The organism is Limnohabitans sp. JirII-29 (assembly GCF_003063395.1).
Lineage (GTDB): Bacteria > Pseudomonadota > Gammaproteobacteria > Burkholderiales > Burkholderiaceae_C > Limnohabitans.
Genome location: NZ_NESB01000009.1, coordinates 24333 through 49562, shown reverse-complemented (window position 1 = coordinate 49562; position 25230 = coordinate 24333). Strand labels below are relative to the sequence as shown.

Below are 25230 nucleotides of genomic sequence, written 5' to 3'. Positions count from 1 at the left end.
GCGATGGGGTGTGCACTGAAAAAACGCGCACCCACTTGGTTTTTTGTTTCAAGTCAAACTGGCTTGAATCAAAATATTTTCAGCAATGGGTTGGACCACTTTCTTGATGCCGTGCCCTGGATTCAAGGTATCCACCACCGTGACCAACCCGAGCTTTTTCAAGCGACTCACGTCTTTAGACACTGCGCTTTGATCGCGTTGCGTCACCACCGCCAATTCAGCAATTGATCGATTACCGCCTTTGGACAAACGCAAAATTTGGAAACGCTTGGGCGTCAATTCGCTCATGAAGTTGCCAAATTCCAGGCTGGTGAATTGCAAGGCGTGAGGCAAAGAATCAGTTTTTTCATCTAGCGCACGGGCAACGTCAACACCTCGGCGCACGTGTTTGACCAGGGGTTGGTAGCCTTTGAAATCAGTCGTGCTGATTTTTTGTTTTTTAGTCATCACAGTTCTCCGTTGACAAAGCGTATCGCGATATCCATCCACTCATTTTGAAATTTTTCATACAAGGCCTCATACGATATGAACGGCTCCTCGCTTCTCTGCCCCATCCAATGCTTGTGTGGCAAGCCATGACTTTTGTCATAGCCGAGCACACGTCCGTTATCTCCCGAATAAATCAGTGGGTTGATGTACGCCAATGCGTAATGCAGCACGTTCTTCGTGGCATGGTCTCTCACCACATACTCTTTCAAAACGCCACCGCCCAATCGCTTGGGCAAGCGCACATCAGCAGGCTTGTACACATCCTGCACAACGGACCGTCCCATATGCTGCTTGCCCTGCCTCATTCAGACATGATCTTAAATATCAAGCCTGATGTCAAGCGGGTTCAGCGTCTCAGATAAAAACCGCACAAGGTGGTGGGTGAGATTTACGGTTTGACCCGCAACGGTCGCAACAACTCACTCAAGCCGTTGTGGTCGATCTCATGCATGAGCGCCAGCAGCCGACCCATCTCGCCTTTGGGAAAGCCTTCACGCGCAAACCAATTGAGGTAGTTGCCGGGCAAGTCGGCCAGTAGACGGCCTTGGTATTTGCCAAACGGCATGGTCAGTGTGACCAACTTGTACAGATCTTCAGGGTTCACAGGCTTGGCCCCATGAAAAGGCCCTGCAAGCGCAGGGCCGTGGTTTTCAACTCAGATAGTGCGGTGCTTACTTCAATCCGGCAGCACCCGCCATGGCCGTGTGACCGTCTTGGTCGCCACTGCCGCCCGACACACCCACAGCCCCCACCAACTTGCCGTCTTGGATGAGGGGAATGCCGCCGTCAATCGGGATGGCACCCGTCAAGCGCAACAAGCGCAAGCCTTCACCACCACCGGCCACCGCGTCCTGAAACAACTTGGTCGGACGACGGAACAAGGCGGAAGTGCGGGCCTTCTCAATCGCCAAGTCCACGCTGCCCGTTTGGGTGTCTTGCATGCGTTCAAAGTAAATCAAATGGCCGCCGGTGTCGACGATGGCCACGGCCATCTTCCATTTGTTTTTTTGCGCTTCTGCAATCGCCGCAGCTGCGGCTTTTTTAGCCGCCTCGGTGCTGATGGGCGCACCATACGGAATTTGCGGCGGTGCCGCAAAACTGGCTTGGGCCAGCGCGCTGCCCGTGCTCAAGCCGATGGACAAACCAAACGCCGCAGTGGCCACGATGGTGCTCAATTTTTTAATGTTCATGAGGATCTCCTGATCAAGCCTGTGGAATCACAGGCAACAGCACACTGGCAGGCTGATCGGCACCAAAGTGCAAGGTCACCTGACCACCAAACACATCAACAGGCCGGTCTTCGGGGTCGTCGTGCACAAACGGACCACACCCTTTCATGGGGTGCTTCATGTTCGACAAACTGGCCGCTGGACCGTCCCACTCATAGTCTTTGCCACGCAGGGTGAGCGCCACGCGGTAACCCACAGGCACCACGATGCAGGTGGCCCAAATTTCCACATCCAGCTCGACCACTTGGCCCGGCACCAGGGCCTGCTTTTCGTCGTGGCTGTGGAAGGGGCGGTACGGCAGTGAGCGAGCGGCATCTAGCTTGCGGTGCGAGGCCCGCAACCAACCCAAGCTGATGGGTGAGTGCGGGTCCAAAGCGCCTTGAAACACCACCTCCACGCCTTGCGGGTCAAACACGCGCAGCACGGCAAAGACATCGGCATCGACAGTGCTCGACGACAAGAACAGCTTGAGGGCCGAAGGCCCGGTCAGCTCCATGGGCTCCGTAAGTGGCGGCGTTGAGAAAGTCACGCCTTCACCCAAAGCCTCATAGGTCACGCTGCCCGATGCCTGCACAGGCGTGCGGGACAAGGACATGTCGTGCGGGTTGAGGTAGAAGTGGGTCCACTGCGTGCGTGCCAGCGGCCATTCGGTTTCGTGACGCTCGACAAATTTTTCGCCGGGGTGGCGCACCTGCAAACGAATGCGTGGCTCTTGGTCCCAGCCGTTTTGCTCGCCTTTCAAAAAGTAGTTGAAAAACTTCTTTTGCATGTTCACACCGTAGTCGGTGTAGAACGGTGCCCAGTGCGAACCGCCATGCGCTTCCAACCATTTTTGGGTCGAGGCCGCGCCGACAAAACCTTCCAGGTTGCCACGCAAATGCAGACCGTGGCCACCCCAGTTGGCGGCTGACAACAAGGGCACTTGCACGCGCGCCAAGTTGGCCGAGCGCTCGCGGTAGTAAGGACCATCCCACTCATGGGCCAGCAGTTGCGCGGCCATGTTCTCGCGGTTCTTCACCAACTCTTCTTCGCTCAATGTTTCAGGGCCACACGCCAGCTCACCAGTGACGGGGTGTTTGCGCCCACGCTCGCCCACACCGTGCTGCACGGTTTTGACTTGCATGTCTTGCCAGTTTTTGCGAAAGCTGCACAAGATGCCGCCGTGGCGGTTGCCGTCGCGGTAGTTGTCGTGCCAGCCTTCCCACACACAAATGGCCGCCAGGTGCGGCGGCTGCGTGGCCGCAGCGCGCCATTGGTTGGCGCCGTAGTACGAGATGCCATTGAGCCCCACCTTGCCAGTGGACCAAGGCTGCACCGCAGCCCACTCGATGCAGTCGTGGTAGTCCTGTTGCTCGCGGTCGTTGTTATGGCACAAGTAACCGGGTGAGCGGCCCGCGCCGCGCGAGTCCACACGCAGGCACACAAAGCCATCGGGCACCCACTTTTCAGGGTCTACCACTTCCCAGTTGGCGTATTGGTTGGTGGTGCCAGACACCGCGTCGGGGTTTTCGCGGCACATGATCTCCCACGAGGTTTTGTAGCCTTCTTGAAACGCCACGCCTTTGCCGTAGGGCCCATAGGTCATGATGACCGGGTAACGGCCTTCGGCGATGGGGCGAAACACGTCGGCGCGCAGCACCAAGCCATCGTCCATGACGATGGGCACATCCCAATCGATGCGCATGCCGTCGCGCACTTCGGTTTTGAAATCCATTCTGTGAGTCCTTTGGGTGGTTGTGTTTATTCGGGTTTGATGCCTGCTGACTTGGCCACCTTGGCCCACAAGTCCATGTCGGTGCGCACGCGGGCGGCAAAGTCGTCGCTGCTTTGGCCGCCCACTTCGGCACCAATGTCAAAGAAGCGTTTTTGAATGTCGGGGTCTTTCATGACCGTGGCGACGTCACGCTGTATCTTGGTCACCACGTCCTTGGGCGTGCCCTTTGGGGCAAACAAACCAAACCATGAGGTGGCTTCATAGCCGGGAATATCGGCAGCAATGGTGGGCGCATCTGGAAACAGCGGTGAGGGCTTGGCCGAGCCAACCCCCAAGATACGCACGCGTCCAGCGCGAACCTGGGTTTGCACCGAACTCACTGCGGCGATGCCTAAGGGCACATGGCCACCCGCCAAGTCGGTCATCAAAGGGCCTGCGCCTTTGTACGACACACTTTGCATATTGGTTTTGCCCATCATGTTGAACAAGTGCCCCGAGAGCGCCGCGCTGGAGTCGGAGACACCAAAAGACAAGCTGGCCGACTTGGCACGCTCCAGGGCCAACACATCTTTGATCGATTTGATGGGGCTGGCCACGGGTGTGACCAACGCGAATGGGGAGACAGACACCATGGTCACCGGGATGAAGTCGCTCACCGGGTCATAAGGCAGCTTTTGGTACATGCTCGGGTTGACCACATACGCGGTCGAGGTGAGCAACAAGGTGTAGCCGTCACCTGCGCTTTTGGCCACCAGGTCGGTACCGATGATGGTGTTGGCACCGGGCTTGGTGTCGATGATGACGGGTTGCCCCCACAGAGTGCTGAGCTTGTCTTGGATGATGCGTGCGTTGGCATCGGTGCTGCCGCCTGGGGCAAACGGAATGACCAAGCGGATGGGCTTGCTGGGATAGGTCTGCGACTGTGCGGCCAAAGCCGTCAAGCCCAACGCCAACGCCATGGCGGCGCGTGAAAAATGGCGAATCATGTGTCTCCTCCTGTTGTTTTGTGGCCGCATCATGGAGCACACCTGCAACAGGAACAGTCATGCAGGTTACATGGGCATGACCTTGTCTCTCATATATTGTGAGAAAAGGAGACACGATGAAAAAGATCATGGCCGCACTCGCGGCAACTGTGACTGCGCTCGCCCTCAGCGGCTGCGCCACCTCGAACACCCCCACCACCGACACCGGCCCCCTCACCATCGCCAAACAAGGCAGCTTCTTTGTGGGCGGGCGCAACATCGAGTCGGCCCACCTGTCACTGCTACCGGCCTACGCGCCATCAGGCACGATTGCGGTGGAGCAAATGTATGTGCGCTTCCAAGAACCTGTGGCCGCCAAGCGTCCACCGCTGGTGCTCATCCACGGTTGCTGCCTAACAGGCAAAACCTGGGAGTCCACACCCGATGGCCGCATGGGCTGGGACGAGTTGTTTGTGCGCCGTGGCTACCCCACGTATGTGATTGACCAAGTCTCACGCGGACGCTCTGCCGCCAACCCCTCGGCCATCGTGCAAGTCAAAGCAGGCAAGGCCAGTGCAGACACTTTGCCGCAGGTGTTTGGCGCGTCGCAAGAAGGCGCATGGGCCATCTTCCGCTTTGGTGCCAAGTACCCCGAGGTCTTCCCCGGCATGCAGTTTCCACTGGAAGCACAAGGCGAGTTTTTCAAACAGATGGTGCCGGACTGGCTCAACGCCTTGCCCACGCCCAACCCCACCGTCCCCGCCCTGTCGCAGCTGGCACAACAGCTCAAAGGCGCAGTGCTGATGAGCCATTCGCAATCGGGCATTTTTCCGTTCCAAACCGCCGCGCTCGACACACGTGGCATCCAGGGCATCGTGGCGGTGGAGCCCGGCGCTTGTCCTGACCCCAAAGCCGACCTCAAACCCTACTTGGGCATGCCCATCTTGGTGTTGTGGGGCGATTATGTGGAGCTTTCACCCCGCTGGGCCCCACGCTTGAAGCTGTGTCGCGAATTTGTGGCCGCCGTCAACCAAGCAGGTGGCAAAGCCCAACAAATTGAGCTGGCCCAAGTGGGCCTACCCGGTGCCTCGCACATGCTGATGCAAGACAAGCACAGCCTGCAAATTGGCAACTGGTTGGCCCAGTGGATGGACCAGAACATCCGCCCTTGATTTTTAAAACTTTCAATCCCCATCAAGAGACATCCCGTGACCGACACCAAAATCGACATCTACAACCACGTCATGCCACCCGCCTATGTGGCGCTGGTCAAACAGCACGGCAAAGAACCCGGTATGGTCAAACGCATGAGCAACTTGCGCATGCTCTGGGACATGCCCGCCCGGGTCGAAATGCTGAAAGGCTTTCCTGGCGTGCAGCAAGTGATCTCATTGGCCGTGCCCTCACCCGAGATGCTGGGCGGACCCGATGTGTCACCGGGCTACGCGCGTGTCGCCAACGAAGGCATGGCCGAGATTTGCCGCCAATGGCCCGAGACCTTCCCCTACTTTGTGGCCTCGCTGCCGATGAACAACCCCGAAGCAGCGCTGCAAGAGATGGACTACGCCATTGAAAAGCTCGGCGCCAAGGGCGTGCAAATTTTGACCAGCGTGAACGGCAAAGCCTTGGACGAGCCCGAGGTGTTCAAGATTTTTGAGCGCATCACCAATGTGCACAACATGCCCGTGTGGATGCACCCCACACGCCCTGGCAGCCGCCCCGATTACCCCAACGAAGACAAATCGAAATACGAAATTTGGCAGGTGCTGGGCTGGCCCATGGAGACCAGCGTGGCCATGTCGCGCATGGTGTTTTCTGGCCTGCTGGAACGCTTACCCAATTTGCGTTTGATCACCCACCACTGCGGCGGCATGCTGCCCTATTTTTCAGGCCGTGCCGAAACCCTGTGGGCCCAATTGGGCAGCCGCAGCGTGGACGGGTCTGAGGCCGATGTGCTGAAAAGTTTGTCCAAACCCCCCATCGAATATTTCAAGATGTTTTATGGCGACACGGTGTTGGGCGGCTCCAGCTCGGCGCTGCGCTGTGGCCTCGATTTTTTTGGTGCCGACAAGGTGGTGTTTGCCAGCGACTGCCCGTTCGATCCCGAAGAGGGCCCGATGTTCATTCGCGAAGGCATTCGCTCCATCGAAGATTTGAAACTCGACACAGAAGACGCCCGCAAACTCTACTTTGGCAACGCCTACAAATTGCTGGGCTTGTCTCACCACGGCTAAGGAACACACCATGCAAGGCACTCTGAAAAAACTGTGGGTGGGCACTTGGCTGTGCGCGGCCACACTCGCAGCGCACGCGTTTCCTGAACGCACCGTCACACTGGTGGTGCCGTTCACACCGGGCAGCGGCAGCGACATCATTGCCCGCATCATTGCGCCCAAGCTGAGCGAGCGCTGGAAGCAAGCGGTGATCGTCGACAACAAACCCGGTGCCAGCGGCAACATTGGGGCCGAGGCGGCGGCCAAAGCCGCACCCGATGGCCATACCTTGCTCATGGCCATCAACACCTTGACCATGGCACCCAATCTGTACAAGAAGGTGCCGTTTGACCCGACCACCGACTTCACGCCGATCATGAAAATGGCGGTGGCCAACTTTGCCATCGTGGTCAACCCCAACATTGGGGCCAACGATTTGCCGGGCGTCATTGCCTTGGCCAAAGCCAAACCCGGCCAAATCAACTTTGGCTCTCCCGGCAACGGCACACCGCACCACTTGGCCATGGAGCTGATGAAGCAGCAGCTCGGCTTTGACATGCTGCACGTGCCTTACAAAGGCATCAGCAACGCCACCACCGACTTGATCGGCGGGCAAGTGCAACTCATGTTCGCCAGCGTGCACTCCATGCTGCCGCACGTGCGCTCCGGGCGCTTGCGCATGCTCGCCTCCACCGGGGCCACACGCTCCGCCGTGACACCCAATGTGCCGGTGTTTCGTGAATACGGCATCGAGTTCATGGACGCGGTGGACGCTTGGTATGCCGTGTTGGCCCCCGCCAAAACATCGCCCGAGTTGGTCAAAGCTTTGCACCGCGACGTGAGCGCCGTGTTGGCTTTGCCTGAAGTCAAAGAGCAAATGGCCGCACAAGGTTTGGTCATTCAAACCAGCACGCCCGAACAACTGGGCAGCTTGATTCAGGCCGACTACGCACGCTGGAAAAAAACCATCGCCGACGCCAAGATTCAAGTGGACTGAGTCCACGCTTCATACACAACCACAACCGGAGACCTCACCATGCAACGCCGACACATCCTCACCGCACTCGCCGCTGGCGCCAGCACCGCCACCCTGCCCTCCTGGGCGCAATCGATGGGGTATCCGAACCGTCCGATCAAAATGATCGTGCCTTTTGCCGCAGGCATCTCACCCGACGTGGTGGCGCGCTTGATCGGCGACAAACTGGGCGTGGCGCTGGGTCAACCCGTGGTGATCGACAACCGTCCGGGTGCGGGCGGCATGATTGGCGCGGAGGCCGCCGTCAACAGCCCCGCAGACGGCTACAACCTGTTGTTCAGCGTCAAGGCCGTGCACGCCATTGCACCCAACGTCTACAAGAGCGCCAAGTACAACCCGCCACGCGACTTCAAGGCCGTGAGCCAAATTTTGTTGGTGCCCCACGTGCTGACCGCCGCGCCCAACGCACCGTTCAACACCATGGCTGAATTGGTGGCCTATGCCAAGGCCAACCCCGGCAAGGTCGATTACGCCTCGCTCGGCGTTGGCTCACAGCCCCATGTGGCCATGGAAGCCTGGGCCCAACGCCTAGGCATCAAGCTCAACCACATCCCCTACAAAACCAACCCATCCCCCGATGTGATGAGTGGCGTGGTGAGCCTCTCCATTGAGGCTTCGACCACGGCCATTCCGCTGATCACCTCTGGCAAGGTCAAAGGCTTGGCCATTTCGGGCGCAGAGCGTATCGCCAGCTTGCCCAATGTACCCACCATGACCGAGTTCGGTGCCAACCTCGACGTCAACGGCGTCATTGGCAGTTCGTGGCACGGCATCTTTGTGCCCACTGGCACGCCCGACGACATCGTGGCCAAGCTCAACACCGAGATCGTGAAGATTGTGAAACTGCCCGAAATTCAAGCCCGCATGCGTGCGCTGGGTCTCACCCCCACAGGCACATCTGCCTCCGTCATGGCCTCGGTGGCTGCGGCTGACTACGCGTTTTGGGGACAGATGGTGCGTGAGTTTGACATCAAGGTGGAGTAACACACAGCGTCACGGATGGCGCGCATAATTTGAAGCATGTCTGTCGCCATCCTCGACCGTCTTAGCTTCGGTGCGCAACGCGCCGACATAGAAACGCTTCAAAAAACCGGTGTCAATGCGTGGATCGAATCACAGCTCCACCCTACGCACGATGACCCTGTACTCACCCAAGCACTGAATGCAGCGGTTCTCAAAATCAGCTATGGCGCCGGTCCTGACTATTCAGCGTTGAGCGAAAACAGACCCCTGAACTTGCTCTCGCAGCCGCTGTCTGAGCTTTGGAAACTCACCGACAACCAAACCAAAATGGCGTATGAGGAACGCATGCGGCCCTTGCGCGAACTCATGGCCTCGCGTCTCTTGCATGCAGCCTGTAGCCAGTGGCAAATCAAAGAGCTGATGGTGGACTTTTGGTTGGACCATTTCAACGTCCATGCGAGCGACGCATCGATGGCTGTGTCCATGCCCAGCTTTGAGCGTGACTGCATCAGACGACATGCCTTGGGTAACTTCTCAGACATGCTCCAAGCCGTGGCCACCAGCACGCCCATGCTGATCTACCTCAACAACCGCAACTCACGCACCGGTGCGCCCAATGAAAACTATGCACGTGAACTCTTTGAGCTCCACACCTTGGGCAAACAGCACTACCTCAACGATTTGTACGCCAAGTGGCGAGAAGTTCCTGGCGCGTTACAAGGTGAACCAAGAGGGTATATCGACCAAGACGTCTACGAAGCAGCCCGCGCCTTCACTGGCTGGGTGATTGAGGACGGAAGAGCCCTCGGTGGGGGGCAATCGCTCCCCCGGACCGGGCAGTTCGTCTACCTTGACGCTTGGCATGACCCTTACCAAAAACGCATCTTGGCGCAAGACTTTGACCCGTTTGCATCCCCGATGTCCGACGGCAAACGGGTGCTTGAAATGTTGGTCAAGCACCCTGGCACCGCGCAGAACCTGTGCGAAAAGCTATGCCGCCGATTTGTCGCCGACACGCCTCCCACCAGCTTGGTTCACTCCAGCAGCAAAGTGTGGGGCGACAACATCCATCACCCCCAGCAAGTTGCACGCGTTCTCTCTCACATTTTCGCTTCTGCGGAATTCAACCTAGCGGTGCATCAACCCAGCCCCAAAAAGCTCAAACGCCCGCTCGAATTGGTGATCAGCCTCGCGCGAAAACTGGAATTACCCCTGGCACCTTCCATGGGTTTGATCAACGAAATGTCTGCTGCAGGCCACCGTCTCTATATGTGGCCCACCCCCGATGGTCACCCTGATGTCACAGGCTATTGGCTCACACCGCACACCATGCGCAAACGCTGGATGTTGGCCATGGGTGTCATGGAGAACTGGTGGGGAACAGGCCAAGTCACACCTCAGCAACTCAGCCAAGGCATAGCGCAACCCGTGGATGAAGCAAAGTTGCTGGCACATCACGCCGAACAACTGCTGGGCCCACAAGCCGCGCAAAGTGCGATACAGAAAATTCTGTCTGCGCAAAACTTCACACCCAAAGGCTTACTCAGCGCGGCCTCTGACGAATGGTCCGGTGTGCGTCGCAACTTGGCCTACATGGCCATGAGCCCCGCCTTTCAGTGGAAATGAAGCGAGGAGCCGCTCATGAAACGCCGTGAACTCCTCAAAGCCTTGGGTTACACAGGTTTGGCAGAGGCGGTCTCGCTTCGCAACCTGAGCTTTGCAGCCCAACCCAACCGCACCTTGGTGGTGGTGTTTCTGCGTGGTGGCGCTGACAGCCTGCACATGGCAGCGCCAGTGAACGACCGCAACTATCTGGCCAATCGTCCCCCCGAGCTGCGCATCATTGAGGGAGCACAAAACGCTGGTCTGCGTTTGCCAAAAGGATTTGCCGCAGAACAAGACTGCCGCATCCACCCAGCCGCCGTGCCCCTGTTGGACTTGTTTCAAAGTGGGCATGCACAGCTGCTGCACGCCTGTGGCCTGACCAATGCCACCCGCAGCCACTTTGTGGCACAAGAAATCTTGGAGTCTTCTGCTCAAACACAAAGCCGTCCCATAGCGTCTACGCCTGGCTGGATCGCACCTTTTGTGCGTCCGTCGATCACAGGCAAAAGCGTTGACTTTGCAGCCACATCGGCCGGTCAAATTCGCAGCCTTCAAGGCTTGAATTCGGGTATTAATTTGGTGGGCGAGTTGCGAAATGGACTCAGCCTGCCTGGCGACACTGTGGGCAGATCTGTACTGGAAGCACTTTATGCCAATCACCCATCTGCCCCTGGCTCAGACCCGGTGCTCCAAGTAGGTCGGCAAACCTTGCAACAACTCGCCTTGGTCGACGACAAAGCCCCTCGTATCAATGGCCGCATCACCTCCTACATGGCACCCAAGAGCGTGAGCTACAACACAGAAAACTACGACTGGCAACAAGCCGTACAAACGGTTGCTCAACTCATTCGTATGGACATCGGACTTCAAGTTGCCTGCCTGGATTTAGGTGGCTGGGACACGCACGAATATCAAAGCGGCAAGATCAATAACTTGGTGCGTCAGTGGTCGGCCAACCTTCGTGCTTTGTTCGATGACGTGCAAGCTGCTGGCAAGCACACCACCATGGTCGTGGTCAGCGAGTTCGGACGAAGACTCAGAGCCAACGCCAGTGGCGGTACCGACCATGGCCATGCGGGCATTGTGTGGGCACTCGATACGCAAGCTCGTGGTCTGTTGCCGCCCACGTTATGGCCCGGGCTCGCAACAGACCAGCTTGACCAAGGTATGGACCTCCAACAGACGCGTGATGTCAAACAAGTGCTGGCAGATTTGGCCCAGCGCGTACTCACCTGACACCGCCACCTGCAACGCCTCTAGGTAGTTGGCAGGCCATGCTCGCTTCACACCACCACCGGCTCAGGCTCCAAACGAATGCCAAAGCGTTCATACACACTGGTCTGAATGGCCTTGGCCAGTGTCATCACTTCCCCGCCGGTACAAGGATGGTCGCGCCCCCCCTTGTTCACCAGCACCAGCGCCTGCTTGTCGTACACCGCCGCATTGCCGACTGTTTTGCCTTTCCAGCCACAGGCGTCGATCAACCAACCTGCGGCCAGTTTGATGCTGCCGTCATCCAGCGGGTAGTGCACCACCTTGGGATCGCGCGCGATGATGTCGGCGCATTGCTCTGGCGTGACCGTGGGGTTTTTGAAAAAACTGCCCGCATTGCCAATCACGGCGGGGTCGGGCAGCTTGGCACGGCGAATGGCGCACACCCAGTCAAAAATTTGCTGGGCGCTGGGCTGTGTGATGCCCGTCTCGGCCATCTTGCGTTCCAAGTCGGCATAGCCCAGCACCGGCTTCCAGGCCTTGGGCAAACGAAACCGCACCCGGCTGATCAAGGCTTGACCTGCCAGTCCCATGCTGCGCGAGCCGCCGCTGGCTTGGTTGGGGCCGTGTTTGAACACCGAATCACGGTAGCCAAAGGCGCATTGCGCAGCGTCCAGACTGAAGCTGTGACCGGTGCGCAAATCGATGGCGTCCAAAGACTCAAAGCGGTCTTGCAACTCCACGCCGTACGCACCGATGTTTTGCACGGGTGATGCCCCGACCGAGCCAGGAATCAAAGCCATGTTTTCCAGACCGGGCCAACCCTGCGCGAGCGTCCATTGCACCAGCTCGTGCCAAGACTCGCCAGCGGCAGCCTCGACCATCCAAGCCTTGTCGGTCTCTTCGACCAAACGCATGCCTTTGAGTTCGACCTTGAGCACCAAAGGCTTCACGTCCCCTGTCAACACGATGTTGCTGCCGCCACCCAACACCAATTTGGGCAAGTCGCGCAGCTGGGCATGGGCCACCACGGCCTGCACATCGGCCTCGCTGCGCACATGCACCAGCTGCAAAGCTTTGGCAACGATGCCAAAAGTGTTGTGCGTTTGAAGGGGGTAATTGGACTCAACTAACATAGGAGAATTGTCTCACCCTGAATAACCTCAAGCGATTGCCATGCCCTCTTTTGACACCGTGTGTGAACCCAACCTGGTCGAAGTGAAAAACGCCGTGGAAAACACGGCCAAAGAAATTGTCACGCGCTTTGACTTCAAAGGCACCTCTGCCGCCATTGAGCTCAAAGACAAAGAAATCACCATGTACGGGGACGCCGATTTTCAACTGGTGCAGGTGGAAGACGTGCTACGCAACAAACTGACCAAACGCGAAGTCGATGTGCGTTTCTTAGACAAAGGCGATGTGCAAAAGGTGGGCGGCGACAAGGTCAAGCAAGTCATCAAAGTACGCAATGGCATTGAGACCGAAGTCTCGAAAAAGATCCAGCGCTTGATCAAAGACAGCAAGATCAAGGTGCAAGCCTCGATCCAGGGCGATGCCGTGCGTGTGAGCGGTACCAAACGCGACGACTTGCAAGCCGCCATGGCTCTGATTCGCAAAGAGATGACTGACCTGCCCTTGTCGTTCAACAACTTTCGCGACTGACACACTTGCGCCGTGCATACCAAACACGGGCCTTGTGTTTTGCATGGGGGTGGCCACGTTGTAAGTGCAACTCACCCTTCTTGATAGCGAACAGATAAATTTTGTAAACACCCACTCTGGCACAGCTTCAAGCTCAGAACACGTTTATCATCTGTAACAATTTTGCACGCCATATTGAAGTTAAGACGCCTTGTGCGTTGAATGAGGTTTTACTGCATGTCCGATCATTTCGTCGCTTTTTCAGCCCGCACGCTGGTAGCCATCTTGGCTACATCGGCACTGAGTGCTTGTTCTGTTTTGCCTGGCAACACGTCTGCCAATGCCCCGACACCCAATGCCCGTTCCTACTGGCTGGCCTCAGACTGGAATGGCAGTCAACCCGACAAAGCACCATCAACCAATGCACCTGTGCCAGCACGCAACGTGCCAGCAGTTGCTGCGCTCGAACTGTTGCCGACCACAGAGCAACGCGTTGAAGTTTCGACCAAGGAACTGGCACCTGCCGAGAACGAATCGAAACCAGTTGCGTTGCAGCAAGATGGCATGATGGTTCCCGTGGGGCAATGTTGGGCTCAACTGGTCATCCCGTCACGTGTCTCACAAGAAGTTCAAGACTTTGTGACCCAAGAAGGTCGACTCAGCTACAACGTGCAGCCCGCGCAATTGCGAACCGACAAGCTTGCCTTCGTGCGCAAAGAAGGCGCCGAAACTTTCCGTGTGCAGCCCCCAACGTACACACAAGTCACGGAGTCTGTGAAGGTCAAAGACGAAGTGAAAAAGATGATCGTTGAGCCTGCTATCTACCAAGAAAAAACAGAAGATGTCTTGGTTGAGTCCGCACACATCGTGCTGCGCTCGTGCCGCGCCGCTGGACTGCGGATAGCGGGCACGAAGCAGTCTGAAGCCCCAAGAACCCAATGTGCCACTGAAGTTCCTGCGCGCTACAAGGCAGTGAAAAGACTGTTGCTGGTGAAAGCTGAATCCGTCCGCGAAGAAATCACTCCGGCCGTTTATAAAACCATCACCAAAATGGTCTTGAACGAGAGTGCCAAAGTGATTCCCGTCCCGATTCCACCCGTCACCATCAACCTGCCTGTGACCACTGTAGATACGCCTGCGGTTGTTGCCACGCAAGAAGTTCCGCCCACGAGCAGCCAAATCACAGTCAAGCAATACACCAGCATTCCTCAAGTGACGTGGCGCCGTGTGCTGTGCGAAAAAGATGCACCGGCCACCTTGATCAAAGAAGTGCAAAACGCTTTGCGCGACAAAGGTGAAGATGTGGGCACGGTGGATGGCAAGCTGGGCCAACGAACCTTGAACGCCGTTCAAACCTACCAAGCGCGTCAAGGTCTTGCGGCTGGACTGCTGACCTACGAAACCCTCGACGCGCTTGGCATCACGACCTCAGCCAAATAAAGCGCCGCTTAGTTTGAATCCGCGTCGCTTGTCGTCGCGGATTTTTTTGTCCCAATTTTTGACTCTTCGCCTCTTAGCAAGCGAGCAATGTTGTCGACGTGACGCGCGACCAACACCACGCACATCAAAATCACAGCCAGCAATTCGGCTTGACTGGCGGACCAGACGATGCGGTCCCCCAACCAGTAGTACATAGGCGCAAAAACAGCGGCTGACAGCGCGGCCAGCGACGAGTAGCGAAAGAAAAACGCCACGATCAGCCAGGTACCCAAAGTGGCCAAGCCCAACACGGGTTCGATGCCAAACAGCACGCCCGCCGCAGTGGCCACGCCCTTGCCACCTTGAAAGCGAAAGAACACGGGCCACACATGGCCGATGAACGCTGACAGCGCCACCAAGGCCACGGCACGCTCGTCCAAACCAAACTGGGCACCGTACAACTTGACGAAAAACACCGGGAAAAAGCCCTTCAAGGCATCCAGCAACAAAGTGGTCACGGCTGCTTGCTTGTTGCCCGAACGCAGCACGTTGGTGGCACCGGGGTTTTGGCTGCCATAGGTGCGTGGATCGTCCAGGCCCATGACACGACTGACGATGACGGCAAAGGACAGCGAACCGATCAAGTAGCCGCCCAGCACGAGACCCAAAATGGTGGATGAATCTAAAGACATCATGGTCAAACTTTCAAAGCGCGGGGTCGCGCAACTCCCAACGAATCGCGTCAATCGCGGCCAAAACTTCAGGTGACAAGGTGGTACCCCAAGCGTCGAGGTCGGTGTCGAGTTGCGCCACAGACGTCACACCAATGATGGTGCTGGCCACTTGCCATTTGGTGTAACAAAACGCCAAGGCCATTTGTGTGGGCGTCAGCCCATGCTCACGCGCCAAGGCGTTGTAGCGGCGTGCCGCCGCCAGTGCTTCGGCACGGCCCCAGCGTTGTTTGCGCACCGTCTCGTAGGTGCTGATGCGCGCGCCCTGCGGCGCCTGGGGGCCTTCGGTACCACTCGCATCGTATTTGCCTGTCAGCAAACCAAAGCCCAAAGGCGAGTAGGCCAGCAAGGACACGTTCAAGCGGTGGCAGGTTTCATCCAGGCCGTTTTCAAAGGTGCGGTTGATCAGGCAGTACGGGTTTTGCGTGCTGGCCACACGGGGCAAGCCGTGCTGTTCGGCCAGACGCACAAACTCATGCACGCCATACGGGGTTTCGTTGGACACGCCAATGGCACGCACCTTGCCCGCTTTGACCAAACCGGCCAGCGTCTCCAACTGTTCATGGATCGGCGTGGTGGAGGTTTCTTTGCTGGGGTCGTAATACGCGGTGCCAAACGCCGGCACATGACGCTCAGGCCAATGAATTTGGTAGAGGTCGATCACATCGGTTTGCAGCCGACGCAGGCTGGCATGGCAAGAGTTGACGATGTCTTGCGAGGTCATGCCCGTGCCCTCACGAATCCAGGGCATGCCGCGCGTGGGTCCCGCCACCTTGGTGGCCACCACCAGCTTGTCACGGGCCCCGGGACGTTTGGCCAACCAGTTGCCAAGAATCGTTTCGGTTGCGCCACAGGTCTGCGCTTTGGCAGGCACGGAATACATCTCGGCCGTGTCTAAAAAATTCACCCCCCGCTCCAGCGAGCGATCGAGGATGCTGTGTGCCGTGGTTTCGTTCACCTGCTCGCCAAAGGTCATGGTGCCCAGGCAAATCGGCGTCACGTGCAACGCACTGGTGCCCAATTGCACGAAAGGAAAACTCATACCAACCACTCCCTGAAGCTGCTTGTCAAAAGCTGCCAAGTCTAAAGCTTCGCGCGCGCCTCCTCTTGCAGCCGCAACACGCGGCGTTGCACCTTGCCCGTGGTGGTCATGGGCAACTCGGTCAAGAACTCGATCTCTTTGGGGTATTCATACGGCGCCAGCTTGCCACGCACATGCTGCTGTAGCTCAGCCACCAGCCCCTCACTGCCCTCAAAGCCCGGCGCCAGCACCACATAGGCTTTGACCACTGCACCGCGCTCGGCATCGGGCTTGGGGACCACGGCGGCGTTGGCCACTGCCGGGTGTTTGACCAAACAGTTCTCGATCTCGCTGGGACCAATGCGGTAACCCGCGGCCTTGAACACATCGTCGGCGCGCCCTTGGTACCACAGGTAACCGTCGGCATCACGCACTGCCACATCGCCCGTGCGGCACCAGTCGCCCATGAACTTGGCCGCCGTGGCTGGCGGGTTTTTCCAATAGCCCAAAAAGAAAATCGGATCGGGGTTGCCGTGCACATCGAAGCGGTTCACCGCCACATCGCCGGGTACACCCACGGCGCACTCACGGCCCTCGTCATCGATCACCGCCACACGGTGGCCAGGGTAGCCGCGTCCCATGCTGCCGGGCTTGGCGGGCCAGCCGCCTGCCATGGCACAGTTGCCCACGATGTAATTGATCTCGGTCTGCCCAAACATCTCGTTCACCGTCACGCCCAAGTGGTCTTGGCAATAGGCAAACACCGCGTCCCCCACCGCTTCGCCTGCGCTCATGATGGCCAGCAGTTGAAGGTCAAAGGTGGCACGCGGGGTGGGATAGGCCTTCATCATGGCCTTGAGCGCCGTCGGAAACAAAAAGGTGTGCGTCACACGGTGCTGCTGCATCAGCGTGAAGGCCAGCTCAGGGCTGAAGCGACCGTTGAACGCCACGATGGGTCGACCAAAGTACAGCGTGGGCAGCAAGGCATCCATCAAGCCGCCGGTCCAGGCCCAATCGGCAGGCGACCAAAACACCGTCGGCACCATAGGCTCAGGTGGCATGTCAGGGGCTGCACGCGCCACCCCGCGCTCAGCCGCCGCGGTCGCAAAACCAAACCAATTTTGGCTGCACACAAAGCCCGTCAAGTTGCCAATCAGGGCGCGGTGGGGAATCAAGGCGCCCTTGGGTGGCCCGGTGGTGCCACTGGTGTAAATCAACACCGCCGCTTCATCGGCCTTGGTTCTCACCGCCGTGAAGCGACGCTTTTGCGCACCGATGGCACTGGCATAGTCCACATCGCAACGCGCTGCGGCGCCATCCAGGCCCACCACACAGCGCAAAGCTGGGCACTGCGCGCGCACAGCCAACACGTGATCGACGGTGGCCTCATCGACCACAGCCAGTACCGCCTCACTGTCTTGCAACCGATAGGCCAGCGCTTCTGGCCCAAACAACATCGACAAAGGCATGGCCACCGCCCCCAACTGCAACACCGCCATGTACGCCACCGCAGTTTCAAAACGCTGCGGCAACACAATCGCCACCCGGTCGCCGCGTTGCACCCCCAGGCTGACCAGCACATGGCTCAACGCATCGGCAGCCGCACAGAGCTGCGCATAACTGTGGCGACTCGTCTGGCCATCCAAGTGGTGGGTGATCACCGCGATGCGCGCAGCCGCATCGGGCTGCGCGCCCCAGCGGCGGCTGCACACCTCGGCCATGTTGAAGTGGGTGGGCACAGCCCAGCGAAAGCCTTGGTGCATCGCCGCGTAAAAATCAGGCGTCTGAGAAGCTGAGCGCTGGGTCATGGGCGGTGTCCTTATGATTGAAAAAATGTACCCAATCCAAAAAGTTTCTCGCAGCGAGTTTGTACCGATACGACAGCTGCGCTACCACGTGCGCCAATGGGGCACGCCCTCGCCTGACACGCCCCCACTGGTGCTGGTGCACGGCTGGATGGATGTGGCCGCCTCGTTTCAGTTCATGGTCGACGCTTTGCAACACGACCACTGGGTGATCGCCCCTGACTGGCGCGGCTTTGGCCTGACCGAAACCCCTGCCACCGACAACTTTTGGTTCCCCGACTACTTGGCCGATCTGGACTTCTTGCTCGACCACTACGTGGGCGACAAGCCCGTGCATCTGGTCGGCCACAGCATGGGCGGGCACATCGCCACCTTGTACGCGGGTGTGCGCCCAGAGCGCGTGCGCCGCCTCATCAACCTGGAGGGCTTTGGCATGCCAGCTTCGCGTTCGGCCCAGGCACCCGGGCGCTATGCCAAGTGGATGGACGAACTCAAAAGCCTGCAACGCGGTGAGATGGACCTCAAGCCCTACGACAGCCTGGAGGCCGTGGCGCAGCGTTTGATCAAAACCAACCCACGCTTAGGAGAAGACAAAGCCCACTGGCTGGCCCAACACTGGGCCCATACCAATGCCCAGGGCGAATGGCGCATCCTGGGCCATGCAGGCCACAAAGTGGTCAACGCCCAATTGTTTCGCGTGGACGAGGTGCAAGCCATTTACCAACGCATCAGCGCTCCGACGCTGTGCGTGGTGGCCAGCAGCGACAGCCTGGGCCAGTGGTGGAAAGGCAAATACACCTTGGACGAGTTCAAACAACGCATCGCCGTGGTGGCACAACTGCGCCATGCCGTCGTAGAAGACGCAGGACATATGCTGCACCATGACCAGCCGCAACAATTGGCACAATTGATCGAAGACTTTCTTGCCCAAGCGTGACGCACACGGAAAGCAACACATGACACGACGCGTGATCGGCCTCCTTGCCACTGCCTCAGCGCTGCTGCTCGTCGGGTGCGCTGGTTTGCTGCCGCGTGCGCGCACCGAGTCACCCACGTTTCAAAGCTTTCAAGACGCACGTGACGCCGTTGAGTCACTGGTGCCCATGCAAAGCACCACCGACACTTTGGTGCGACTCAAAATTGACCCGGCCCAACAACCCAACACGGTCATCCTGTCGTATACCGACATTGTTCGACGGGTGGTCAACGGCAGCGTGCTCACCAAAGCCGACTTGGGGCCAGGCATTTTGATGTGCATCGAAGCACGGGATACCTGCCACGGGTGGGAAATCAACGTGTCCAAAGTCAACAAGGTGAGAACCGGCAACTTTTTTGCCGACTTCGTCAACTTCAAGCGACGCTCCGAAACCACCGGTTGGCGCTTCAACGCGCTGATCTTGCTGGTCGACGATGTGGTGGTGTACCGCTCGTGGGGTGGCCAGCCCGAAATCAATGAAGTCGACGTCCAAAACAACCCCCTGGGCCCCTTGCAAGAAATTGGCCCGGCGGTTTTGGCACCCAAATAGAATGCGTACTTTGAAGTTCACAGCCATGCTGCGCATCCCCACCCAAGGTCTGGCCAAGTGCCTGCTCATCGGCACGCTGTGCATCACTGCGCTGTTTGACATGGCCCGGGCCGAAGGCTCAGAGCAGACCTGGCACAACTGGAACCCCTGCACGCAGGCGCTGGCACAAGACAACGCGGCTGAACCCGACCCTGACCAGCAATGGGAACTTGTTCTCTCGCCCTACACCTACCACTGGAACTACAGCGCCGAACACCGTCCGGTCATCCTGGGTGCCTTGGAGCGGCATGTGGCAGGCGAGCGTTTTTGCGGTCTGGCCCTGTTTCGCAACTCTTTTGGCAAAGCCGCCACGTATGTCTACGTTGGCAAGCAGTGGTCAGGCATATGGGGCCAGCCCAAACTCACCGCCAAAGTCTCGGCGGGCCTGATTTACGGCTACCGCAACGAGTACCAAGACAAGATCCCTTTCAACAACTACGGCGTAGCACCCGCCATCATTCCGTCGCTCAGCTATGCCTTCACGCCCCACGATTCGGGCCAACTGATGTTGCTGGGCACAGCAGGGGTTTTGTTCGCCTACAGCCACCGCTTCTGAACGTGAGAAAATCTGCGGTTTCCCAGAACCGTAAAGAAGACCCATCATGGAAGCAGAACGCATCAACCTCATTGGCACCACCCTCGCAGACCTGAGCGTGCGCACGGTTGATTTACGGAGGTATCTTTGACTTCGATGCCAAGTCAGAGCGCCTGAGGACCGTCAACGCCTCTCTGGAAGACCCTACGGTCTGGAACGATCCCAAAAAAGCCCAAGAACTGGGCCGTGAAAAAAAATCCCTCGACGACGTGGTCGTGACTTTGTCACGCCTGACGCAAGAGCTGTCCGACAACACCGAGTTGTTTGACATGAGCAAAGCCGACGGCGACGAAGACGGCTTGCTCACCATCGAAGCCGAAACCAAAGGTCTGGTCGCCGACATCGAGAAACTCGAATTTCGCCGCATGTTCAGCAACGAGGCTGACCCCTGCAACGCCTTCTTGGACATCCAAGCCGGCGCCGGTGGCACCGAGGCTTGCGACTGGGCCAGCATGCTGCTGCGCCAGTACCTCAAATACGCCGAGCGCAAAGGCTTCAAAGCCACCGTCGAAGACGAGTCTGCGGGTGACGTGGCCGGCATCAAAGGCGCCACCATCAAGATCGAAGGCGACTACGCCTTTGGTTTGCTGCGCACCGAAACCGGTGTGCACCGCTTGGTGCGCAAGTCGCCCTTTGACTCATCAGGCGGTCGCCACACCAGCTTTGCCAGCGTGTTTGTCTACCCCGAGATCGATGACTCGATCGAGATCGACATCAACCCGTCTGACGTGCGCACCGACACCTTCCGCGCCAGCGGTGCGGGCGGCCAGCACATCAACAAAACCGACTCGGCTGTACGTTTGACGCACATCCCCACCGGCATCGTGGTGCAGTGCCAAGACGGTCGTAGCCAGCACAGCAACAAAGACGTGGCGTGGAAACGCCTGCGTTCGCGTTTGTATGACTTTGAAATGCGCAAGCGCCAAGAAGCCCAGCAAAAGCTCGAAGACACCAAGACTGACGTGGGTTGGGGTCATCAAATTCGCAGCTACGTGCTCGACCAAAGCCGCATCAAAGACTTGCGCACCAACGTTGAAATCTCCAACACCCAAAAAGTGCTGGACGGCGACCTCGATGTGTTCATCGAAGCCTCTCTCAAACAAGGTGTGTAAACACACCGTTTTGCGCCTACCTTAGGAAAACACCATGCTTCGTGAAGGCTCTGCCACCTTGACCCAACGCGCCGACTACAGCGCGCCTGCGTTTTGGATCGACACCGTTGACTTGACCTTTGACCTCGACCCCGTCAAAACCCGTGTGCTCAACAAAATGACCTTGCGTCGCAACCCCGACGTAGCGGCCCAGCCCCTGCGCCTGGACGGCGAAGAGCTCAACCTAGCACGCGTGCTGGTCAACGGCCAAGGCACCTCGTTCAAGATGGACGGCAACCAATTGGTGCTGGAAAACCTGCCCGAAGGCACCGACGCTTTCGCGCTGGAAATCTTCACCACCTGCAATCCCAGCAAGAACACCCAGTTGTCGGGCTTGTACGTCAGCAACGAATCGTTCTTCACCCAGTGTGAGGCCGAGGGCTTTCGTCGCATCACCTACTTTCTGGACCGCCCCGATGTGATGTCGAGCTACAGCGTGACCCTGCGCGCCGACAAAAAGGCCTATCCCGTCTTGCTCAGCAACGGCAACCTGGTGGCACACGGTGACCTGGAAGACGGCCGTCACTTTGCACAGTGGATCGACCCGCACAAAAAACCCTGCTACCTATTTGCCTTGGTGGCCGGTCAGTTGGTGTGCCGCGAGCAACGCGTCACGGCACGTTCGGGCAAAGAACACCTGTTGCAGGTGTATGTGCGCTCGGGCGACTTGGACAAAACCGAACACGCCATGAACTCCTTGCGTGCCAGCATCGCGTGGGACGAAACACGCTTTGGACTGAGCCTGGACTTGGAGCGCTTCATGATCGTTGCCACCAGCGACTTCAACATGGGCGCGATGGAGAACAAGGGCCTCAACATCTTCAACACCAAGTTCGTGTTGGCCAATTCGGCTACCGCCACCGACACCGACTACGCCAACATCGAGAGCGTGGTGGGCCACGAATACTTCCACAACTGGACTGGCAACCGCATCACCTGCCGCGACTGGTTTCAGCTCTCGCTCAAAGAAGGCCTCACGGTGTTCCGCGACCAAGAGTTCAGCCAAGACTTGGCCAGTCATGCACTGGCGGGCGACGAGGCAGCCGCCAACTCGGCGCGCGCCGTCAAACGCATCGAAGACGTGCGTTTGCTGCGCACCGTGCAATTTGCCGAAGACGCCGGCCCCATGGCCCACCCGGTGCGTCCCGACAGCTATGTCGAGATCAACAATTTCTACACGGTCACGATTTATGAAAAGGGCGCCGAGGTGGTGCGCATGATGCAAACCTTGGTGGCGCCCGCCCTCACCGCCAGCGGCACCGTGGGTGGCTTGACACACACCGGGCGCGAAGGCTTTGCCAAAGGCATGGCCTTGTACTTTGAGCGCCACGATGGCCAAGCCGTCACCTGCGACGACTTTGCCCAAGCCATCGCCGACGCTAACCCCGGCACCGCCTTGGCCCTGCATTTGCCACAGTTCAAGCGCTGGTATGCCCAAGCTGGCACACCACGCGTGCAGGCGGTAGGCACGTATGACGCGGCCACCCACCGCTACACCCTCACACTGAGCCAACGCTGTGCGGCCAGCCCCGGCCAAGACCACAAAGAACCCTTCGTCATTCCCGTGCAAATGGGCTTGCTCGACCACACGGGTCGCGAGGTGCTCCCGAGCCAGTTGCTGGTGCTCACCGAGGCCACGCAAAGCTTTGAGTTCCATGACCTGCCGATCGCCGATGGCCAAGCGCCCGTGCCCTCACTGCTGCGTGGATTCAGTGCGCCGGTGGTGCTGGAGATGGACTTCAGCGCCGACCAACTGCTGATCTTGCTGGCCCACGACAGCGACCCCTTCAACCAATGGGAAGCCGCACAACGCCTCTACCTGCAAGCCGCTTTGGCGGCTGTGCAAGCGGATGGCGACCCCACCCAGGTGCTCGACACAGCTTTGCTCGAAGCCCTGCGCACGGTCTTGCGCCATCCCAACTTGGATGCCGCGTTCAAAGAACTCGTGCTCACCCTGCCTGCCGAAACCTACATCGCCGAACAGCTCGATGTGGTGGACCCACAGCGCATCCACACGGTACGCGAAGCCATGCGCGCACAACTCGCGCAAGCCCTGCATGACGACTGGGCCTGGGCCTTTGAGTCACACCGCGAAAACGGCAGCTACCAACCCGACCCGGTCTCCAGCGGACGTCGTGCACTGAGCGGCTTGGCGCTGCACATGCTGTGCCTGGATGCGCGCAGCAGTGGCGACATCACGTGGCCTGAGCGCACCTTGCAGTGCTTTGACAACGCGCACAACATGACCGACCGCTTCAACGCCTTGAGCGCTCTGGTGGCATCCGGACACGCTTTGGCCACGCCTGCGTTGCAACGCTTCTACAGCCTGTTCTCGCGCGAAGCATTGGTGATGGACAAATGGTTTGCCTTGCAAGCCGGTGCACCTGACCGTGGCGGCAATGTGCTGCCCGTGGTGCGTCAACTCATGCAGCACCCCGACTTCACACTCAAAAACCCCAACCGCGCACGCAGCCTGATCTTCAGCTACTGCAGCGCCAACCCAGGGGCTTTCCACCGCAGCGATGCAGCGGGTTATGTGTTCTGGAGCGAGCGCGTGCTCGAACTCGACGCCATCAACCCCCAAGTCGCTGCCCGCCTGGCCCGCGCCTTGGACCGTTGGAGCAAATTGGCCGAGCCCTACCGCAGCGCCGCCCATGTGGCCCTCACCCGCATTGCCGCCAAGTCTGACTTGAGCAACGACGTGCGCGAAGTCATCTCGCGTGCCCTCAGTTAATTCAACCCTCATCACAGAGAAACACCATGAGCATTTCACTCACCCGCTATCTGGTCGAACAGCAACGTGCCAAAGGCCATATTCCTTCTGAGTTGCGTTTGCTGCTCGAAGTGGTGGCTCGCGCCTGCAAAGGCATCAGCCAAGCCGTCAACAAAGGCGCACTGGGCGATGTGCTGGGTACCGCTGGCAGCGAGAACGTGCAAGGCGAGGTGCAGAAAAAACTCGACATCATCGCCAACGATGTGCTGATTGAAGCCAACGAATGGGGCGGCCACCTGGCAGCCATGGCTTCAGAAGAAATGGACACCATCCACGTGGTGCCCAACCGCTACCCCCAGGGTGAATACCTGCTGATGTTTGACCCGCTCGACGGCTCCAGCAACATCGACGTCAACGTGAGCATTGGCACCATCTTCAGCGTGCTGAAAAAAACCGATACCAGCAAAGGCGTGAGCGAAGACGACTTCCTGCAACCCGGCACAGCCCAAGTGGCAGCAGGTTATTGCGTGTATGGCCCGCAAACCACCCTGGTGCTCACCGTGGGCGATGGCGTGGCCATGTTCACCCTCGACCGCGAGCAAGGCTCGTTTGTGTTGACCCAAGAAGATGTGCGCATTCCGGCCGACACCAAAGAGTTCGCCATCAACATGAGCAATATGCGTCACTGGGACGAGCCCGTGAAGCGCTATATCGACGAGTGCTTGCAAGGCGAAGAAGGCCCCCGTGGCAAGAACTTCAACATGCGCTGGATCGCCTCCATGGTGGCCGATGTGCACCGCATCATGACGCGTGGCGGTGTCTTCATGTACCCCTGGGACAAGCGCGAACCCAACAAACCCGGCAAGTTGCGTCTGATGTACGAGGCCAACCCCATGAGCTGGTTGATCGAACAAGCCGGAGGTGCGGCCACCAATGGGCGTCAACGCATTTTGGAAATTCAGCCCACGCAACTGCACGAACGTGTCAGCGTGGTGCTGGGCTCTAAACATGAGGTCGACCGCATCACCAGCTACCACCTCAAAGGCTGAGCCACACACACAGCCTGGCTATAATCTTGGCTCGGTTGCCGGTGTAGCTCAGTCGGTAGAGCAGCTCATTCGTAATGAGAAGGTCGGGTGTTCGATTCATCTCTCCGGCACCAC

The 25230-nt window shown here is 58.5% G+C and carries 24 protein-coding genes and 1 tRNA gene; 15 read left to right on the top strand and 10 right to left on the bottom strand.

Annotated elements, in window-relative coordinates; genetic code table 11:
• Window positions 1–48 precede the first annotated feature (48 nt).
• The 6 genes from B9Z39_RS13875 to B9Z39_RS13850 all read right to left on the bottom strand — a co-directional run bounded on the left by B9Z39_RS13875 (window position 49) and on the right by B9Z39_RS13850 (window position 4418).
• The gene (locus B9Z39_RS13875; protein ID WP_100147726.1) at window positions 49–447 is read right to left on the bottom strand and encodes a MarR family transcriptional regulator; all 399 of its coding nucleotides are present in this window, start codon (window positions 445–447) and stop codon (window positions 49–51) included.
• The gene (locus B9Z39_RS13870) at window positions 447–794 is read right to left on the bottom strand and encodes a hypothetical protein (RefSeq protein WP_199221218.1); all 348 of its coding nucleotides are present in this window, start codon (window positions 792–794) and stop codon (window positions 447–449) included. Before B9Z39_RS13870 ends, B9Z39_RS13875 begins: the two co-directional genes overlap by 1 nt.
• 83 nt (window positions 795–877) lie before the next feature.
• Window positions 878–1093 (bottom strand): DUF3820 family protein, encoded by a 216-nt coding sequence (locus tag B9Z39_RS13865; protein ID WP_108302101.1) that lies wholly within the window; start codon window positions 1091–1093, stop codon window positions 878–880.
• A gap of 67 nt (window positions 1094–1160) precedes the next feature.
• A complete protein-coding gene (locus tag B9Z39_RS13860; RefSeq protein ID WP_108302100.1) occupies window positions 1161–1679 on the bottom strand; it encodes a heme-binding protein in 519 nt (172 codons plus the stop codon).
• 13 nt (window positions 1680–1692) lie between these two features.
• Window positions 1693–3432, bottom strand: a complete 1740-nt coding sequence (locus tag B9Z39_RS13855; protein WP_233249011.1) for a CocE/NonD family hydrolase — start codon at window positions 3430–3432, stop codon at window positions 1693–1695.
• Window positions 3433–3458: 26 nt separating this feature from the next.
• Entirely contained in the window at window positions 3459–4418 is a 960-nt protein-coding gene (locus B9Z39_RS13850; RefSeq protein WP_158269506.1) for a tripartite tricarboxylate transporter substrate binding protein, read from the bottom strand.
• A gap of 116 nt (window positions 4419–4534) precedes the next feature.
• Between B9Z39_RS13850 and B9Z39_RS13845 the strand changes: the two genes are divergently transcribed.
• The 6 genes from B9Z39_RS13845 to B9Z39_RS13820 are packed head-to-tail and all read left to right on the top strand — an operon-like array spanning window position 4535 to window position 11450.
• Complete coding sequence (locus tag B9Z39_RS13845; protein ID WP_108302098.1) at window positions 4535–5569, top strand: esterase; 1035 nt, start codon at window positions 4535–4537, stop codon at window positions 5567–5569.
• A gap of 36 nt (window positions 5570–5605) precedes the next feature.
• On the top strand, window positions 5606–6631 hold the full coding sequence (locus B9Z39_RS13840; RefSeq protein WP_233202704.1) for an amidohydrolase family protein: 1026 nt from the start codon (window positions 5606–5608) through the stop codon (window positions 6629–6631).
• A 10-nt stretch (window positions 6632–6641) separates the two neighbouring features.
• Window positions 6642–7607: a tripartite tricarboxylate transporter substrate binding protein gene (locus B9Z39_RS13835; protein ID WP_100147731.1), complete on the top strand. Its 966-nt coding sequence runs from the start codon at window positions 6642–6644 to the stop codon at window positions 7605–7607.
• A gap of 39 nt (window positions 7608–7646) precedes the next feature.
• Window positions 7647–8630 carry a tripartite tricarboxylate transporter substrate binding protein gene (locus tag B9Z39_RS13830; protein WP_108302097.1) on the top strand — a complete coding sequence of 328 codons (984 nt, stop codon included), beginning with the start codon at window positions 7647–7649 and terminating at the stop codon, window positions 8628–8630.
• Window positions 8631–8666: 36 nt separating this feature from the next.
• Window positions 8667–10235, top strand: a complete 1569-nt coding sequence (locus B9Z39_RS13825) for a DUF1800 domain-containing protein (protein ID WP_100147733.1) — start codon at window positions 8667–8669, stop codon at window positions 10233–10235.
• A 15-nt stretch (window positions 10236–10250) separates the two neighbouring features.
• A complete protein-coding gene (locus B9Z39_RS13820) occupies window positions 10251–11450 on the top strand; it encodes a DUF1501 domain-containing protein (RefSeq protein WP_108302096.1) in 1200 nt (399 codons plus the stop codon).
• 47 nt (window positions 11451–11497) lie between these two features.
• On the opposite strand, the gene murB is transcribed toward B9Z39_RS13820, so the two are convergent.
• Entirely contained in the window at window positions 11498–12562 is a 1065-nt protein-coding gene (gene murB, locus B9Z39_RS13815; RefSeq protein WP_108302095.1) for a UDP-N-acetylmuramate dehydrogenase, read from the bottom strand.
• Between the two features lie 40 nt (window positions 12563–12602).
• Here murB and B9Z39_RS13810 point away from each other — a divergent pair, with 40 nt between their 5' ends.
• Together B9Z39_RS13810 and B9Z39_RS13805 are read left to right on the top strand one after the other, a co-directional pair.
• Complete coding sequence (locus B9Z39_RS13810; protein ID WP_100147736.1) at window positions 12603–13088, top strand: YajQ family cyclic di-GMP-binding protein; 486 nt, start codon at window positions 12603–12605, stop codon at window positions 13086–13088.
• 216 nt (window positions 13089–13304) lie between these two features.
• The gene (locus tag B9Z39_RS13805) at window positions 13305–14507 is read left to right on the top strand and encodes a peptidoglycan-binding protein (RefSeq protein ID WP_158269505.1); all 1203 of its coding nucleotides are present in this window, start codon (window positions 13305–13307) and stop codon (window positions 14505–14507) included.
• An 8-nt stretch (window positions 14508–14515) separates the two neighbouring features.
• Here B9Z39_RS13805 and plsY read toward each other — a convergent pair whose 3' ends face one another.
• From plsY to B9Z39_RS13790, 3 genes are read right to left on the bottom strand one after another with little or no spacing between them, the layout of a single operon-like run.
• Complete coding sequence (plsY, locus tag B9Z39_RS13800; RefSeq protein ID WP_108302144.1) at window positions 14516–15178, bottom strand: glycerol-3-phosphate 1-O-acyltransferase PlsY; 663 nt, start codon at window positions 15176–15178, stop codon at window positions 14516–14518.
• A 13-nt stretch (window positions 15179–15191) separates the two neighbouring features.
• A complete protein-coding gene (locus B9Z39_RS13795) occupies window positions 15192–16259 on the bottom strand; it encodes an aldo/keto reductase (protein ID WP_108302093.1) in 1068 nt (355 codons plus the stop codon).
• Window positions 16260–16300: 41 nt separating this feature from the next.
• Window positions 16301–18046 carry an acyl-CoA synthetase gene (locus tag B9Z39_RS13790; protein WP_233249010.1) on the bottom strand — a complete coding sequence of 582 codons (1746 nt, stop codon included), beginning with the start codon at window positions 18044–18046 and terminating at the stop codon, window positions 16301–16303.
• Between the two features lie 25 nt (window positions 18047–18071).
• On the opposite strand from B9Z39_RS13790, the gene B9Z39_RS13785 reads away from it, so the two are divergent.
• The 7 genes from B9Z39_RS13785 (at window position 18072) to B9Z39_RS13755 (ending at window position 25229) form a co-directional block, all read left to right on the top strand.
• Window positions 18072–18980 carry an alpha/beta fold hydrolase gene (locus B9Z39_RS13785; protein WP_108302142.1) on the top strand — a complete coding sequence of 303 codons (909 nt, stop codon included), beginning with the start codon at window positions 18072–18074 and terminating at the stop codon, window positions 18978–18980.
• 19 nt (window positions 18981–18999) lie between these two features.
• The gene (locus B9Z39_RS13780) at window positions 19000–19569 is read left to right on the top strand and encodes a hypothetical protein (protein WP_146183338.1); all 570 of its coding nucleotides are present in this window, start codon (window positions 19000–19002) and stop codon (window positions 19567–19569) included.
• A 25-nt stretch (window positions 19570–19594) separates the two neighbouring features.
• On the top strand, window positions 19595–20164 hold the full coding sequence (locus B9Z39_RS13775; protein WP_146183337.1) for a hypothetical protein: 570 nt from the start codon (window positions 19595–19597) through the stop codon (window positions 20162–20164).
• A 46-nt stretch (window positions 20165–20210) separates the two neighbouring features.
• Window positions 20211–21315 (top strand): peptide chain release factor 2 gene (prfB, locus tag B9Z39_RS13770; protein ID WP_108302091.1). Its coding sequence is split into 2 segments (ribosomal slippage): window positions 20211–20291 and window positions 20293–21315, totalling 1104 coding nucleotides; the frame shifts between segments, so codons are not numbered across the junction.
• 34 nt (window positions 21316–21349) lie between these two features.
• Window positions 21350–24088 (top strand): aminopeptidase N, encoded by a 2739-nt coding sequence (gene pepN, locus B9Z39_RS13765; protein ID WP_108302090.1) that lies wholly within the window; start codon window positions 21350–21352, stop codon window positions 24086–24088.
• A gap of 26 nt (window positions 24089–24114) precedes the next feature.
• Complete coding sequence (locus tag B9Z39_RS13760) at window positions 24115–25116, top strand: class 1 fructose-bisphosphatase (RefSeq protein ID WP_100147743.1); 1002 nt, start codon at window positions 24115–24117, stop codon at window positions 25114–25116.
• A 37-nt stretch (window positions 25117–25153) separates the two neighbouring features.
• A tRNA-Thr gene (locus B9Z39_RS13755) sits at window positions 25154–25229 on the top strand.
• The last annotated feature ends 1 nt before the right edge of the window (window position 25230 follow it).

Coding starts and splice junctions, on each gene's coding strand:
- B9Z39_RS13875 (WP_100147726.1), bottom strand. CDS start 447: ATGACTAAAAAACAAAAAATCAGCACGACTGATTTCAAAGGCTACCAA.
- B9Z39_RS13870 (WP_199221218.1), bottom strand. CDS start 794: ATGAGGCAGGGCAAGCAGCATATGGGACGGTCCGTTGTGCAGGATGTG.
- B9Z39_RS13860 (WP_108302100.1), bottom strand. CDS start 1,679: ATGAACATTAAAAAATTGAGCACCATCGTGGCCACTGCGGCGTTTGGT.
- B9Z39_RS13855 (WP_233249011.1), bottom strand. CDS start 3,432: ATGGATTTCAAAACCGAAGTGCGCGACGGCATGCGCATCGATTGGGAT.
- B9Z39_RS13850 (WP_158269506.1), bottom strand. CDS start 4,418: ATGATTCGCCATTTTTCACGCGCCGCCATGGCGTTGGCGTTGGGCTTG.
- B9Z39_RS13845 (WP_108302098.1), top strand. CDS start 4,535: ATGAAAAAGATCATGGCCGCACTCGCGGCAACTGTGACTGCGCTCGCC.
- B9Z39_RS13835 (WP_100147731.1), top strand. CDS start 6,642: ATGCAAGGCACTCTGAAAAAACTGTGGGTGGGCACTTGGCTGTGCGCG.
- B9Z39_RS13830 (WP_108302097.1), top strand. CDS start 7,647: ATGCAACGCCGACACATCCTCACCGCACTCGCCGCTGGCGCCAGCACC.
- B9Z39_RS13825 (WP_100147733.1), top strand. CDS start 8,667: ATGTCTGTCGCCATCCTCGACCGTCTTAGCTTCGGTGCGCAACGCGCC.
- B9Z39_RS13820 (WP_108302096.1), top strand. CDS start 10,251: ATGAAACGCCGTGAACTCCTCAAAGCCTTGGGTTACACAGGTTTGGCA.
- murB (WP_108302095.1), bottom strand. CDS start 12,562: ATGTTAGTTGAGTCCAATTACCCCCTTCAAACGCACAACACTTTTGGC.
- B9Z39_RS13810 (WP_100147736.1), top strand. CDS start 12,603: ATGCCCTCTTTTGACACCGTGTGTGAACCCAACCTGGTCGAAGTGAAA.
- B9Z39_RS13805 (WP_158269505.1), top strand. CDS start 13,305: ATGTCCGATCATTTCGTCGCTTTTTCAGCCCGCACGCTGGTAGCCATC.
- plsY (WP_108302144.1), bottom strand. CDS start 15,178: ATGTCTTTAGATTCATCCACCATTTTGGGTCTCGTGCTGGGCGGCTAC.
- B9Z39_RS13795 (WP_108302093.1), bottom strand. CDS start 16,259: ATGAGTTTTCCTTTCGTGCAATTGGGCACCAGTGCGTTGCACGTGACG.
- B9Z39_RS13790 (WP_233249010.1), bottom strand. CDS start 18,046: ATGACCCAGCGCTCAGCTTCTCAGACGCCTGATTTTTACGCGGCGATG.
- B9Z39_RS13785 (WP_108302142.1), top strand. CDS start 18,072: ATGTACCCAATCCAAAAAGTTTCTCGCAGCGAGTTTGTACCGATACGA.
- B9Z39_RS13780 (WP_146183338.1), top strand. CDS start 19,000: ATGACACGACGCGTGATCGGCCTCCTTGCCACTGCCTCAGCGCTGCTG.
- B9Z39_RS13775 (WP_146183337.1), top strand. CDS start 19,595: ATGCTGCGCATCCCCACCCAAGGTCTGGCCAAGTGCCTGCTCATCGGC.
- pepN (WP_108302090.1), top strand. CDS start 21,350: ATGCTTCGTGAAGGCTCTGCCACCTTGACCCAACGCGCCGACTACAGC.
- B9Z39_RS13760 (WP_100147743.1), top strand. CDS start 24,115: ATGAGCATTTCACTCACCCGCTATCTGGTCGAACAGCAACGTGCCAAA.